This window comes from Cyclobacteriaceae bacterium (assembly GCA_013141055.1).
Classification (GTDB): Bacteria; Bacteroidota; Bacteroidia; order Cytophagales; family Cyclobacteriaceae; genus ELB16-189.
The window spans coordinates 2,013,160-2,027,991 of the sequence record JABFRS010000001.1 but is presented as its reverse complement, the minus strand read 5'-3'; the positions used below and the strand labels follow the sequence as shown (position 1 = coordinate 2,027,991).

Below are 14,832 nucleotides of genomic sequence, written 5' to 3'. Positions count from 1 at the left end.
ACTATTTTGGTAAGCGCTTCACTTTTGTAACTTTTAACTTAACGTTAGGTCGGATCGCCATTAGACCAGTGGTAACGACAGTGTCACCTGCACGCAATCCTTTCAACACCTGTATGTAAGCGGAATCACGAATTCCGGTTTCAACTACAGTGAAGCGGGCACTGTCTTTTTTGAAAACAATCACTTGTTTGTTGCGTGCTTGCGGAATGATGGATTGTGTTGGAATCATTAATGCAACAGAGTCCTCGCCTAATTGAAGATTAACTTTAGCAAATACTCCCGGAACAAGTTCATTGTCTTTCTCAGAAACTATTGCTCTGATCTTCAGCGTGCGGGTGTTCTGTTCAACATTTCCTTCTGTAGCCAATACAATCGCTCTGTGTTCTTTTTTTCCTCCATCCACTGTGAACTTTACTGTATATCCTTTCGCAATGTTTTGAGCATATTTTTCAGGAACTGAAAATTCTAACTTCAATTGTTTGATATCCCGAAGAGAAGTGATGATATCTGTTGGTGATAAGTAAGCCCCCAGACTCACACTGCGAAGACCAATTTGACCTTCATAAGGAGCGCGTATCTCTGTTTTTGAAATGGAAATTCTTATGGTTTGAATATCTGCTTTGAGATTATCTACATTCAAAGCACTCAGGTCAAAATCCTGCTGACTGATACCGTTGATGGTTAGCAATTCACGTTGGCGTTCAACAGTTTTTACTGCGATCTCCAACTGTACTTGTAATTTTTTTAACTGAGCCTGTAAGTCCTGATCAAAAAGTTTAACCAGCAAAAATCCTTTGGGGACAATGGTTCCTTCCGGAAGGTTAAGCTGGATGATACGACCGCTTACTTCGGCACGGATCTGAGTCTCTTCTGCTGGCAGCAGTGTTCCGGGTACTTCAACGTCTTCACTAACGGTACTCTGATTGACGATAAATCCCTCAACAGAAATAGGACCTGAATTCCGTCGCGCAGCACCCTGGGTGGATGCATCTTTCTTGGAATTACATCCCGAAATGAAGAAGGATGAAAAAATTAAAATCACAGTAAAATTCCTTACCAATCGCATAAAAAATGATTTCTGGGGTATAAACAGAGGTGTAAAGTTCTAACGTTAACGGCTCATTTGCATACTAGGTCCTCAAAAGAATGGCAGACGGTTATTTGGTATGACTTATGGTTCCTTTTCCTGTCAATATTCCCCAAAATCGAGGCATTCCTCATGAAACTTCATCAACCCGCATTGACTACCCTCTGAAAGCACATAAAGTATGCCATCGAGGCGGTTTTTAATTGGTTGAAGCTGGTTCAAGTGAGGGGCAGCAAATTTACTTTTTTGTCCCGATTCAACCCTCAGTTTTTGTTCGGCCATTACCAAAGCACTTCCAGTCATTTTCTTGCAGTTTATTCGATTATTCATAAATTGTGTAATTGATACACAAATAATGCAGGCAATTAAAATCTCAGTGGATGCGGTGGTCTTTGGCTATGATCCCGTTGAAGGAGTTTCAGTACTTCTCATTACACGCAAGTTTGAGCCATTTCAGAAATTCTGGGCACTGCCCGGGGGTCTTGTAAAAAATGATGAGTCATTGGAGGAAGCAGTTCATCGTGAATTGAAGGAGGAAGCTGGAATAGATGTCAACTATCTTGAACAACTGTACTCTTTCGGTAAACCTGAACGCGATCCAAGGAACAGGGTGATCTCTGTTGCTTACTATGGTTTGGTGCGACCAAAAGACTTTCACATTTCAGCGCAGACTGATGCAGAAGACGTAGCATGGTTCAATATCAGAAAGCTTCCGAAACTTGCGTTTGATCATAAGCAGATTGTTGATCTCGCTATAAAGAGATTGCAAGGGAAGATTGCATATGAACCAATAGGCTTTGAATTGCTGGATAAGAAATTCCCGTTCTCAGATCTTGAGAAATTGTATCAGGCACTTCTTGGAAGAGATCTTGATAGAAGAAATTTCAAGAAGAAGATCATCGGCTATGGCTTTCTGGAAGAGCTGGAGGAGAGTGTGCAAAGAGGCGTAGGCCGGCCTGCGGCACTCTATCAGTTTAACAAAAAGAAATATTTTGAGCTAAAAGAAAGCGGCTACAACTTCGATCTTTTCCTTTGATAATCAGCACTTTACATAATTATTGTACTTTTTACACAAAATAGCTTACGATTGCGCATCCTTATCTATAAATTTGCGTACATATTACACAAATAACATTTTATGAATAGCATTGGAGTAATAGTAGCCCGGTTTCAGTCGCCGTACCTGCACGAAGGACACAAAGCCCTTTTGCAGTCGGTGAAAAAGGATCATAACAGGATTGTCATTGTACTCGGCGTTTCACCGGTTCGGAGCAGCCGGAGAAATCCACTTGACTTTCACACCCGCGAAAAAATGATCAAGAAGGAATTCCCGGAAGTAGTAGTGCTTCCCATTCCGGATCATCCATTGGATAATAAATGGTCACAAAATCTTGACACACTATTAACCAATTCATTTCCAGGATCAAAGTTTAAATTATATGGAAGCCGCAAGAGTTTTATTCCGCATTATACCGGAAAGTCCGATGTAGTGGAGTTACCGGAAACGGGGGAGCATAGTGCTACCCTGATCCGTGAACAAATCAGCGACAGAGTGCTGGACACAGAGGAGTTCAGAACAGGAATCATCTACGCTTGTTCAAACGTCTATGAAAAAGTTTATCCTACTGTTGACATCGCTGTTTTCAGAAACCAAAAAGCTGAAATGCTGATGGGTAGAAAGACGATTGATAATAAGTGGAGACTTCTTGGAGGCTTTGCAGATCCTACTGATGAAAGTTTTGAAAATGCTGCCAGAAGGGAACTTACAGAAGAGTGTGGACCGATCGAAATAACGGACATGATCTATGAAAAGTCCTTTCGTGTGAACGACTGGAGATACCGCTCCGAGGTTGATAAGATCATCACAACACTGTTTTCCACCGATTTTATCAATGGAAACCCAATGGGAAGCGATGATATCGCAGAAGTACGATGGTTCAGGCTCGCAGAAGTTGCCGCCCTGATGGAACAGCATGACACTGCTGAAGAGCATTACCCTCAACTTTCTTTATTAATGAACAAGTACAATTCTAAATAAATGTGTTTATGAAAACGCAAAATCTTTTATTACTCGCAGACGCCTACAAATATTCACACTATAACTTATATGCACCCGGCACAACTAAAATTTATTCATACCTGGAAAGTCGTGGAGGAATATTTGATTCCACAGTTTTTTATGGACTTCAATATTATCTCAAGGAGTATTTGCAAGGTCCGGCATTCACAAAAGAGAACATTGATGAAGCCGAAGAGATTTTAAATGGAGTCTTTGGAAGAAAAGGGGTTTTTAAAAGAGAGAATTTCGATCACATCCTTCAACAATATGGTGGGAATCTTCCGGTACGGATCAAGGCGGTGCCAGAAGGGACAATCGTTCCAGTAAAGAACGCATTGATGACTATTGAAAATACTGATCCGAAATGTTTCTGGCTCACCAATTTCCTGGAGACACTGCTTATGCAGGTATGGTACCCATCCACGGTTGCTACGTTATCACACGAGATCAGAAAAATTGTTGAAATGAATTTTGATCAAACAGCTTCTGAAGAATCAAAAAACTCGATCGACTTTGTTTTAAATGATTTTGGCTTTCGCGGAGTAAGCTCTGTTGAAAGTGCAGGACTCGGTGGCTCTGCGCATCTGCTGAATTTCATGGGAAGTGACACAGTATATGCATCATTAGTTGCCAAGAAGTATTATGAAGCAAAGAAAGTCTACGGTATGTCTGTTCCTGCTACCGAGCACTCTATCATGACATTAAAAGGTGTAAATGGAGAGAAAGAGATTTTTGAAAACCTTTTGAATGCTTATCCTGATGGAATACTTTCTGTAGTAAGTGATTCTTACAATATTTTTAATGCAGTCGGTGAACTATGGGGAAATGAATTTAAAGACAGAATTCTTCAACGCAACGGAACACTCGTCATCCGCCCTGATTCAGGAGATCCTGTTCAAACTTTGCTGAAAGTATTTGAAATTCTGTTTGAGCGATTTGGATTCACTATCAATAGCAAAGGTTACCGTGTATTGCCCAAACAGGTAAGAGTTATTCAGGGAGATGGAATCGATCATGATTCTATTCAATCAATTTACGAAGCACTTAAAAGAAATGGTATCTCTGCTGAAAACCTGCTATTAGGAATGGGAGGAGCATTATTACAGAAGGTCAATCGCGATACTCAGAAATTTGCCCTCAAGTGTTCTTATGCGGAAGTCGGTGGACAGAAGATTGATGTTCGAAAATCTCCTATGGAAATAAATGAAAACGGTGAGATGATACAATCATTCAAAGCCTCAAAAGCAGGAAGATTGAAATTGATTCAGACACAGGAAGGATTGAAAACTATCGCAGAAAGCAATCCGGGAGAAGATGTCATGAAAACAGTCTTTGAAAACGGCGAACTCAAAAAGACCTATACGTTTGAACAAATACGTGATCGCGTCAATACTGAAACACTTGTAACTGCCTGATTTATGGAAAACATTGTAAAACTTTACGCCACCAGCACAGCCGGGAAATTGGGAGAGGCAATTGCGAAGCAGCTTGGCTATCCTCTTCACACCACACAGGTAGAGAAATTTTCAGATGGTGAATTGTTTGTAAAATTCAATGAGAGCATTCGTGGCAACGTCATTTTTCTTATAGGAAAAGTCAACATGCCTTATGAACATTTTTTTGAATTATTGATGACAATCGATGCGGCCCGCAGATCATCTGCAAAGGAGGTGATCCTTGTCATTCCATATTTACCTCATAGTCGCCAGGAAAGACGTGATGGACAGAGAACAGCCATCTCTTCAAGAATGGTGGCAGACATGATTCAGATGATGGGTGCCGATAGGTTGATCACACTTGATCTTCACACCAATGCAATTGAGGGATTTTATAAAATTCCGGTAGATCCACTTTCTTCTTTAAAACTTTTTCTTGAACACATTGAGCAGTCCAAAATCAAGAACTTGTGCCTGTGCAGTCCTGACTTTGGAGGAATCAAGCGCGTGAAGCAATACAAGAAAAATCTTGATGCTGATATGGTGGTGATCAACAAGGAACGATTGACTGCCAATGCTGTGGCCAAAATGGAGATCATTGGAGATGTGACTAACAAAAATGTGATCATTATTGATGATCTCGTGGATACTGCAGGAACTCTTTGCAAAGCAGCAGATCTTCTCATCGAACGTGGAGCGAAATCAGTAAGAGCGTATTGTACGCACGGTGTGCTAAGTGATCCTGCGATACAGAATCTGACCAACTGTAAAATTGAAAAGCTTTTTATTTCAGATACCGTAATGGAATCTGTTGATAATCCTAAAATTGAAGTGATCACCTGTGCACCAGTACTGGCTACGGCCATCGAGAATATTATTTCCAATAAAAGTCTAAGTCAGTTATGATCACTCGTGCTATAGAAAATTGTGTAAGACACGCCAAAGCCAGAGGTTGGGCAAAAACATATTGGGCATTTGACATACATGGAACGATGTTGAAACCCACGTATACTGCGAATGAGATCAGCAAGGAGTTTTATCCCATGGCTAAGGAAGTGATGCAGCTATTGAGTAAGCGAACCGATATTGTAAGAATACTTTATACCTGTTCATATCCACATGAGATCGAACAGTATCTGGAATATTTTACAAAACACGACATTCATTTCGACTATGTGAATTGCAATCCGGAAGTGGCCGATGGAGCTTATGGATATTACAAAGACAAAATGTATTTCAATGTGCTCATGGATGATAAAGCTGGTTTTGATGGTGAGAACGACTGGAAGGAAATGCTTGAGTTAATAAAGGAAGAGTATGGCGGAGTTTAGGGACGTTTTAAGAAATATCCTTTTCGAAAAGATCAAAACCGGTTTCTTTTTCACCATCGTGCTATGTGCACACTTTCCATCCATTGCTCAAACATCAGAGGGAAATAATCGGGATACGCTTACACACAAACAACTCGAGGAAGTTATCATTTCAAGTGTGCGAGCCAGCAGTCAGATGCCGGTGACAGAGTTCACGCTTAAGCGAGAAGAGATAAAAGTAAATTATACAGGGCAGGAGATGGCAGTGATACTTGCAAGAACTCCCTCTTTTACCTGGTATTCTGATGGGGGTCACTATACAGGATACTCAACGATGCGTCTTCGCGGAATAGACCAGACCCGCATCAATTTCACATTGAATGGTGTACCCTTGAATGAACCGGAAGATCAGGGTGCTTACTTTTCAAACTATCCTGACTTTTTAAATAACGTTCAGTCTATTCAGGTGCAGCGCGGCGTTGGAACAAGTACCAATGGCACAACGTCTTATGCTGGCTCTGTCAATTTTGAATCACCATCATTGCTCGATTCAGCAGGTGGTGAAATTCAATTAAGCTATGGTTCGTATCGTACTTCGCAACTTAGTGCTCAATATCATACTGGCTTATTGAAGAACAAGACAGCATTTTATTTCCGCTACTCCAATACTGCAACGGATGGTTTCAGAGATCATTCAGGCACACAAGGTCATTCACTGTTTTTTGGTGGAGGATATTTTGGTAAAAAATCCATTCTGAAACTTACCGGCTTCAGTGGAGGATCAAACAGTAGTCAGGCGTATCTGGCGACCAGCAAGACGGACCTTGAAGCAGATTATCGAATCAACTATTTAAGACCGGATGAACGGGATGATTTTATGCAAACCCTGATCATGCTTCAGTATTCAGCAACACTTTCACAGTATAGTTATTTGCAGGCAAGTGGATATTACAATTACCTCAGCGGCAATTATGAGGTGTATTCTGATCCGGACAAATTGAACTTTGCTCTTCAGTCTGATTTCTGGGGAGGAATGGCAAACTATCAGTTGGAGAAGAATAATATCAACCTGAACATTGGCATCCATGCAAATCAATATCATCGAAAGCATGCTCTGCGTGTGCGACCGGATCTCAGCCAGAATCTTTATCTCAACGATGGGAAGAAAACAGAGGCCTCAGCATTTGTACAGATTATCTACACGATCGATAAACTTTCATTGTTTGCCGATGTTCAGGTCAGGACTGTTAAGTTTGACTATGTGGCCGACGAAAGTGTCACACTGCCATTTGAAAGTGTTACCTGGAATTTTCTCAATCCTAAAGTAGGAGCTTCTCTTCAACTGGACCCTCATCGTAAAGTATATGTTTCTGTTGGGAAAACAACGCGTGAACCAACCCGCAATGATATGTTTGCAGGGTATGATAACATTGACGCCGTAAATTATTCTGAAGTTTCCGATTTCACGAAAGTGAAACCAGAGTCAGTAATTGATGCGGAGGCTGGAATGAAATTCAGTTTTGTGAATTTTTCCCTTGATGCAAATGTTTACTCCATGCATTTTACAAATGAAATTGCAGCCATTGGCCAGTTGAGTTATATCGGACTGCCTTTAAGAAAAAATGTTCCATCGAGTTTCAGAAATGGCCTGGAAATCTCTATGCATGCAAGACTTTTAGATAAAATTACTTTTGACACTCAGGCAAACCTCAGTCACAATCGTATTGATGAATACACTTCTGAATCAGACAATATGACCTATAAAAATGTAAGTCCTCTGCTGGCTCCAGCCGCGGTGATCAATCAATCGATTGGATATAGTGTCACCAGCAAATTTGATATTGAAGCGAATGTCCGTTACTCCGATCGCTCTTATCTGACAAATACCAACGATGAGAACTTTACGGTGGCTTCATCCCTTATCACCAATGCCTCAATGAAAGTGAAAATAGCAAGCCATCACACCCTGACATTGATGGTCAATAATCTTTTTGATGAGAAGTATTATACAGCGGGATATGTAGCCAACAACGAATCACACTATTTTGCAATGGCGACAAGAAATTATTATGTAACGTTGAATTTAAAATTCTAACGTTAGAGTATGTCAGCGATAGAAATTGGTGCAGTAATATTCAGTCTTTTGTCAGTAGGCTTTGCAATTCGCAGGAGTGTATGGAACTGGCCTCTCGGGATTATCGGTGTGGCATTATATCTGGTCCTGTTTTATGAGGTGAAGCTCTTTGCAGATATGATCCTCCAGGCAGTCTTTGTTGTTCAGGGAATTTATGGATGGTATCTGTGGACAAAAAACAGGAACATAGATCACATTGTTAATGTCGCAGTGTTAAATCTTAAACAGAGACTGCTGATTACTGTAGCAATTGTTATGTTTTCAATTTTGTGGGCAGAAGCACTTATAAGATATACGGAGGCTTCTATGCCATATGTTGATGCATTAGCATCTACCCTAAGCTTTGCAGCTACATGGACCATGGCCCGAAGAAAAATTGAATGCTGGATATTGTGGATAACTGCTGACATTATATACATTGGTTTGTTTTGGTATAAAGAACTATTTCTTTCATCGGGTATCTACACATTATTTCTGGTGCTCGCTGTTATCGGATTTATCAGATGGAACAAAAACCTTATCAATACGGCTTCACATTAGGTAAATTCATGCCTCCCCATGAGGGACATCTCCAGTTGATCGCGGAGGCTGAAAAGTATGTCCGGAATCTTTACATCCTGGTAGGTACGCTTGAAAGAGAACCAATACCGGGTGAATTGAGATTTCAGTGGATGGAGGAATTGAATCCGAATCATACCGTTATCCACATCACTGATGATCTTCCATCGTATCCGCATGAGCATCCTGACTTCTGGAAAATCTGGACAGCAGTTTTCAAAAAGTATTTACCGGTAGAGCCTGAAGTATTCTTTTGTGGAGAAGATTATGGAGATGAGGTGGCGCAGCATCTTCGTATCAAGCATATACGCGTTGACAGAACCAGATTTCCAATCGTAATTTCTGCCACTGAGATCAGATTAAACCCATTTCTTCACTGGGATATGATACCCGCAGTTGTTAAGCCTTACTTTGTGAAGAGGATTGTTCTCACAGGGCCGGAGTCTACAGGTAAGACAACTCTGGCTCAGAAACTGGCGGAGCACTTTAATACCAATTGGGTGGAGGAGTATGGGCATGAGCATTTTGATAAGGTCAATGGGAAATTGGTACGGGAAGATTTTCTCATCATAGCGAGAACGCAAATGGAGAGAGAAGATCAGAAAGCAAAGATATCAAACAGACTTTTGTTTTGTGATACAGACCTGATGGTAACTCAGATCTTTGGCGAGCTTTACCTTAATGAAAGTCTTTCATGGATCATGAACGCGAGCAAGCAAAGAAAGTACGACCTGTTTTTGCTGATGGATATTGATGTTCCATGGATCGATGATGGAACACGGGAGTTTCCACATTTCCGTCAGCAGCACTTCGACAGGCTTAAAAAGGAATTGGAGTTGCGTGGTCTTCCTTACGTTGTCGTTTCGGGAAACTATGAGGAGAGATTTCAGCACGCAATAGAAGCTGTTGACAGACTAATGAAGTGAACGACCTGTAATTATGAGTTCTTCTTGTTAATTTGAACAACCGAAACCTGCAGCAGAAATGTTTTTATTAATCCCCGGTCGTCACCAGCTTCTTACAAATTTTCAGTTTGAATACATTTCCGGGCTTTTACAGAAAGGATCAGAGGTAAAAGATATTGAAGGCAAATTGTTGGGGAATGAAAGGATTGAGGCGATCATCTTTGCCGTCACTTCTGCCAATCACAGCAATACCCGCAGGAATCCATTGGCGTTTTATCTTCGCGCGTTGATGATTGAAAGCTTTGGAAGGGATCTGAATGTTCCGTGCTTTATTTATGGCATCGATGATGTGGGTAGTGTGATGAATTTTTCTCAGTACACCCTCAAAAGAATTCATCACGAAAGTGAAGGGATGTTTGATCTCACTCCGGAGAATACATGGGTAATCTGCTCAACACCAGTTTTGGAAATGTATGAGCGGGATGGATTCAGAATACTTCCGGCTGAGCTTCGCGATCGCAAAGGATGGAAGCATCATACAGTGCTTCCATGGGATGTAGTAGAAACAATTGCATCTGATACGATGTGGTTTGAGAATAAAATCATTTATTCAAAAATGCATTCCTCTTCCATCAATGTCTGGAATAAATACCGCTTGGGTGAAAAGGTGCGATTGCTTTTCCGGGATAAGATGATTAGCGATGATGGAGACATTACAACCACCCGGGATTACAATACTTATGTTCGGCAGATGGATGAGATCGCCGGACTGAAATATAATGACACAGCTCCTTACTTAAAACCCGGGAGAATCGGAGACATCGGATGTGCGGTGGGTTCCTGGATCAAGCTTGCCTGTGAAGATGAACGCTTTCGCGAATCTGATTTTTATGGAATAGAAGTAGCGCGTCATTTGTTTGATATTTGCCAGCAGCGCAAGAGTAATGGTGAATTCAAGAATCCGTTTATTTTTTTCTCTCAGAGAAATGCTGTGACCGGCCTGGTGTTTGATCGGAATTCTATGAACACAATTCACACATCATCACTCACTCATGAAATTGAATCGTATGGAAGTCGCGCAGACCTGTTGTCATTTATTAAAAATCGTTTTGAAGAGCTGGCTCCTGGAGGAGTGTGGGTAAATCGTGATGTGGTAGGGCCAGCAAATAAACATCAGACGGTATTGATGAAACTGAATGATACCGATGGCCGCAATGAAGATTTTGACAAGACTTTTTCGACACGTGAAGTGTTAGCGGATTATTTAAAAGGCCTTTCAACCTATGGACGTTTCAAAAGATTTGTTCTTGATTTCAGGAAGAAGGAGGGATATCGTCTGAAGTATGAACCAGTTGAGATGAACGGCTCAGAATATTTTCGGTTAGAATTGAAAGATGCCTGCGAGTTTATGAGTCGAAAGGACTATTGCGACAATTGGGAAAGTGAAATGCATGAGACGTTTTGCTTTTGGGATGTTGATGAATGGAAGGATCACTTGAAAGAGGTAGGGTTTTCCATATCAGAGAAATCAAAAGCTTATACCAATGAATGGATTGTAGCGAACAGGCTGGAAGGAAAGGTTGATTTGCTGAATGACTCTTTTCATAACGTACCCTTTCCGGTTACAAACATGATGATGATTGCAGTGAAGAATTAATGGATAGCATTCGGTTGAGAATTTGGCAATTGATGTAAAAGCCAAGGAGAACAGAAAACCTTTTATGATAAGATAAAAAAGAGTACCCGGGGCGGGACTTGAACCCGCACAGACATTTCTGTCCACAGGATTTTAAGTCCTGCGTGTCTACCAATTTCACCACCCGGGCAAAGTCTGTTGTTTGATCGCAGTAAAAGAAAAAAGTGTGGGTGAATGCCCCACACTTTTTGCGATCAATCATAACGATCAACCAACTCTGAGCGGGAAACGAGACTCGAACTCGCGACCCCGACCTTGGCAAGGTCGTGCTCTACCAACTGAGCTACTCCCGCTTGTATCCACCAAAGCTTTTGGTGGATTGGAGTCCGTTTTAAGGCTTTTTGTTCTCTGAAAGTGGCCAAACTTTCCTAAAAAGCTGAAATTTCCCTTAAAACGGAATGCAAAGTTAAGCGTGATTCCTAAATCTGCAAATCCTGACTGGGAATCACCACTTTCTTTGCATTCGCCATATCGGCGGCTCTATTTCGTATTCAAAAATTCGTTGAACTTCGTAACGTTCGATTTGAAACTGAAAATATCAGCTAGGGTATAATATTCTGATTTGTCATTCGTAAAATCATACGCATACTTAATGAACTCCAGCGTCTGATCTTCAAAGGAAAACAATTTTGAAAGACTTCTTACCTGATCCAATGACAAGCATTTGTTTTTTATAGCCTGCTTTGCAATGGACATCTTTGAATCTCTGAATGCCTGTGCATCAATTGCACTCACCATTGCATTGTATTGTGTCTCCGGTACTTCGCAAGAGGACGCTACTGTTTGTGCAATTGGTTCGGGTTCAACTCTAACAGGCTGAACAAATTCTTGCACTGGCTCCACAATCTCTTGCTGTGCAGTGTTGGTTGCCCAAATAGATCTGTTACCAACATAGATCACCATATTACCATCATTCTGAACCACAAGTACTGCATTCGGATTGCCATACGTATTCGAAGACCATACAGCAGAGTTTGTGTTATACAGAACAAGATTTCCATCAGCCTGCATAACACATTTATTTACTTTACCATTCGTTGCTGTTGCCCACAGCGCAACATCCGCGCCACCTGTTCTTTTATAAAGCACAAGATTTCTATCATCTTGAAACACAAGAAAATATTTTCCATTGGCAGAATTCAAGACACTTCCCATCGGAAATTCCTGACCACAGCAGATACGATCAGCAGGAGCTTCAGCGGTATTGGTTGCCCATATGGCTTTAGTACCTGCGTAGATTACCATATTGCCATCATCCTGAACCACTAACATTGCATTAGGATTGCCATAGGTATTGGAAGACCAGACAGCAACGGGACCGCTATACAATACAAGATTTCCATCCGCCTGCATAACACACTTATTTACTTTTCCATTGGTAGCAGTAGCCCACAAAGGTTTGTCGGCTCCTCCATCTCTTTTATACAGAACAAGATTTCTGTCATCCTGAAATACAAGGAAAAATTTACCATTAGGGGATGTAAGTACAGAGCCCATCGGGAATAGTTCACCGCAGCAAAGGCGGTCCTTTGAAAATGCATGCTGACCTATGATCAGCATACATAAAACCAAAATCAATCTTTTCATAAAATGGGATTAGGGGTTAATGAGTTAATAGAGGGGATTCATTTAACTTAGGTAAATAAATATAATATAGGAAACCCTGATTGCCAATTCTATGCCACTTTTAAAAAGCCGCATTTTCCCCTTCCCCGAATTGATTTTTGCTTATTAAGATGACCTATGAATGTTGGTCAATGATCCTTTTTAGATACTCCGATTGCACAACTCCGGATTGTCGCCATACCAATTTCCCTTCTTTAAAAAGTGCTAATGTCGGAACGCCTTGTACCTGATACGCTGACGCAAGCTTAGGATTTTTATCGACATCAATTTTAATGATCCTTGCCTTATCACCAGTCTTTGATTTAAGATCTTCCAGAATTGGCGCCATCATTTTGCAAGGTCCGCACCACTCTGCCGAAAAATCAACGAGCGTTGGAGTTTTACCAGAGATCAGTTCCTGAAATGAGCCGTGTGCCATGCAAATAAGATTTTATATACTATCATGATTACAACAACTGTGCCTTCAGATAGTGGCTATTTTGTTGAATCTGTGAAATGCCTGCGGGTTTTTTCCTGGCTGAATTTATCTTTATTAAAGTCAGAAGAACCTCCTTTCGGGATGCTTAAGGATTTGAATTCATCACTCTTAAGAATCTTTGCCTGATAGATGATTTGCCCAACATGAGATGGATAATGTGCAAGCTGTCGCTGAATAGCCTCCAATACAGTCTGCCCTTCGTTACGAATATAGATAAGGGAAGAGAGATCTGAAGGCTTTAAACCTTCTAATGCATCAAATAAACTCTTCCAGCCCTTATCCCACGCCTCCATCATTTCTTTTTTACTGGCATAAGTTTCGTCAAACTCTGCTTCGCGGTTGCGCCACGGCTTTTCGCCATCTGTTGTAAGAAAATCTGTAAAACGTGAAAGCATGTTGCCGCTCAGATGATGAACGATCAATGCAATGCTATTACTGGCGGGGTTAGGTTGAGTCAATACCTGTTCATCATTCAATTGATCCATTGCTTTTTCGCCAAGACCTTTGTAATAACGAAAAAGCTTGATGGAACTGGAAAGAAAATTATCTTCAATAATCGATGACATCTTCTTGTACTGGTTTTTGTGTTTCACCTCGTTGAAGTGGAGGGCGGTCTTTTTCCATTTGCTTTCTCAATTCCTGCGCATGCTGTTTGTCGGTAGATTTTAAGATATGCTTCGGTACTTCTTTCAAATCCCAGATTAATCCAACAGCAGCAAATGCACGAAGTATATAATAAGAGATATCAATTTCCCACCAGAAAAATCCCTGACGTGACGCTACTTCATAATAATGGTGATTGTTGTGCCAGCCTTCACCCAACGTTAATAATGCGAGCCACAAATTATTTTTTGATTCATCACCAGTTTTATATCGTGGCTTTCCAAAATGGTGCATGATGGAATTGATAGAGAAGGTAGCATGATATAAGACCACTGTACTGAGAAAAAATCCAATGAACAAAGTAGACAAGCCAGCAGAAGTGAACATTGTCAGAATACTGCCCCCGTTAACAATCCCGCCTAACGCCGTTACTAAAACAGCAAGTGAAACCGGAGCCACCAGATAATGCTTATTCAACCATACCAGTTCCGGATACTTGGCGTAATCGCCAATGACCTTATAATCTGTTTTCTTAAAATCAGGTCCAACAATCCAGCCCACATGTGAATACCAGAATCCATAAACTTTCATAGAGTGAGGATCCTGTGGCGTATCACTGTGACGATGATGATGACGGTGATGTGCAGCCCACCACAATGCTCCCTTTTGTGCAGAGGTCTGCGCCATAAAAGCAATGATGAACTGAAAGAAGCGTGATGTTTTGTAAGACTTGTGAGCAAAGTAACGATGATATCCGCCAGTGATCCAGAACATGCGATACACATATAAGAACAGGCACACCATCCAATCGAAGAAAGTTGCACCCGTAAACAATGCTCCTAACGGAAGAAGATGAACTATTCCGAAAGCAATCTCCTGGGAAAGTATCGGTTTGCTGCGTGCTTCCGGAGCGGTATTAGTTGCGTCTGTCATATCAGTT

General features: G+C 41.1%; 15 protein-coding genes and 2 tRNA genes. 9 read left to right on the top strand and 8 right to left on the bottom strand.

Features of this window, described 5'->3' with window-relative positions:
• Position 1: 1 nt before the first annotated feature.
• Together HOP08_09105 and HOP08_09100 are read right to left on the bottom strand one after the other, a co-directional pair.
• On the bottom strand, positions 2 to 1,066 hold the full coding sequence (locus HOP08_09105) for an efflux RND transporter periplasmic adaptor subunit (protein ID NOT75072.1): 1,065 nt from the start codon (positions 1,064 to 1,066) through the stop codon (positions 2 to 4).
• Between the two features lie 123 nt (positions 1,067 to 1,189).
• Complete coding sequence (locus HOP08_09100; protein NOT75071.1) at positions 1,190 to 1,390, bottom strand: hypothetical protein; 201 nt, start codon at positions 1,388 to 1,390, stop codon at positions 1,190 to 1,192.
• A gap of 52 nt (positions 1,391 to 1,442) precedes the next feature.
• Between HOP08_09100 and HOP08_09095 the strand changes: the two genes are divergently transcribed.
• From HOP08_09095 to HOP08_09055, 9 genes are all read left to right on the top strand, one after another.
• Positions 1,443 to 2,123, top strand: coding sequence for an NUDIX hydrolase (locus HOP08_09095; protein NOT75070.1), 681 nt, complete (start codon positions 1,443 to 1,445; stop codon positions 2,121 to 2,123).
• 102 nt (positions 2,124 to 2,225) lie between these two features.
• Positions 2,226 to 3,125 carry an NUDIX domain-containing protein gene (locus HOP08_09090; protein ID NOT75069.1) on the top strand — a complete coding sequence of 300 codons (900 nt, stop codon included), beginning with the start codon at positions 2,226 to 2,228 and terminating at the stop codon, positions 3,123 to 3,125.
• A gap of 8 nt (positions 3,126 to 3,133) precedes the next feature.
• Positions 3,134 to 4,561, top strand: coding sequence for a nicotinate phosphoribosyltransferase (locus HOP08_09085; GenBank protein ID NOT75068.1), 1,428 nt, complete (start codon positions 3,134 to 3,136; stop codon positions 4,559 to 4,561).
• Between the two features lie 3 nt (positions 4,562 to 4,564).
• Positions 4,565 to 5,488, top strand: a complete 924-nt coding sequence (locus HOP08_09080; GenBank protein NOT75067.1) for a ribose-phosphate diphosphokinase — start codon at positions 4,565 to 4,567, stop codon at positions 5,486 to 5,488.
• On the top strand, positions 5,485 to 5,913 hold the full coding sequence (locus HOP08_09075; protein NOT75066.1) for a hypothetical protein: 429 nt from the start codon (positions 5,485 to 5,487) through the stop codon (positions 5,911 to 5,913). The genes HOP08_09080 and HOP08_09075 overlap by 4 nt, the downstream gene beginning before the upstream one ends.
• A complete protein-coding gene (locus HOP08_09070; GenBank protein ID NOT75065.1) occupies positions 5,900 to 7,987 on the top strand; it encodes a TonB-dependent receptor in 2,088 nt (695 codons plus the stop codon). The genes HOP08_09075 and HOP08_09070 overlap by 14 nt, the downstream gene beginning before the upstream one ends.
• A 9-nt stretch (positions 7,988 to 7,996) precedes the next feature.
• On the top strand, positions 7,997 to 8,566 hold the full coding sequence (locus tag HOP08_09065; GenBank protein ID NOT75064.1) for a nicotinamide mononucleotide transporter: 570 nt from the start codon (positions 7,997 to 7,999) through the stop codon (positions 8,564 to 8,566).
• Entirely contained in the window at positions 8,530 to 9,510 is a 981-nt protein-coding gene (locus HOP08_09060) for an AAA family ATPase (protein NOT75063.1), read from the top strand. Before HOP08_09065 ends, HOP08_09060 begins: the two co-directional genes overlap by 37 nt.
• Before the next feature lie 58 nt (positions 9,511 to 9,568).
• Positions 9,569 to 11,146: a transferase gene (locus HOP08_09055; GenBank protein NOT75062.1), complete on the top strand. Its 1,578-nt coding sequence runs from the start codon at positions 9,569 to 9,571 to the stop codon at positions 11,144 to 11,146.
• A gap of 83 nt (positions 11,147 to 11,229) precedes the next feature.
• Here the strand turns inward: HOP08_09055 and HOP08_09050 are convergent.
• The 6 genes from HOP08_09050 to HOP08_09025 form a co-directional block, all read right to left on the bottom strand.
• Positions 11,230 to 11,315 (bottom strand) — tRNA-Leu (locus HOP08_09050).
• A 90-nt stretch (positions 11,316 to 11,405) separates the two neighbouring features.
• A tRNA-Gly gene (locus HOP08_09045) sits at positions 11,406 to 11,478 on the bottom strand.
• Positions 11,479 to 11,665: 187 nt separating this feature from the next.
• Entirely contained in the window at positions 11,666 to 12,772 is a 1,107-nt protein-coding gene (locus tag HOP08_09040) for a DUF4476 domain-containing protein (GenBank protein NOT75061.1), read from the bottom strand.
• A 154-nt stretch (positions 12,773 to 12,926) separates the two neighbouring features.
• Complete coding sequence (gene trxA, locus HOP08_09035) at positions 12,927 to 13,229, bottom strand: thioredoxin (GenBank protein NOT75060.1); 303 nt, start codon at positions 13,227 to 13,229, stop codon at positions 12,927 to 12,929.
• Between the two features lie 56 nt (positions 13,230 to 13,285).
• Entirely contained in the window at positions 13,286 to 13,855 is a 570-nt protein-coding gene (locus tag HOP08_09030; protein ID NOT75059.1) for a DUF1572 family protein, read from the bottom strand.
• Complete coding sequence (locus HOP08_09025) at positions 13,839 to 14,825, bottom strand: acyl-CoA desaturase (GenBank protein ID NOT75058.1); 987 nt, start codon at positions 14,823 to 14,825, stop codon at positions 13,839 to 13,841. The genes HOP08_09030 and HOP08_09025 overlap by 17 nt, the downstream gene beginning before the upstream one ends.
• Between the last annotated feature and the right edge of the window lie 7 nt (positions 14,826 to 14,832).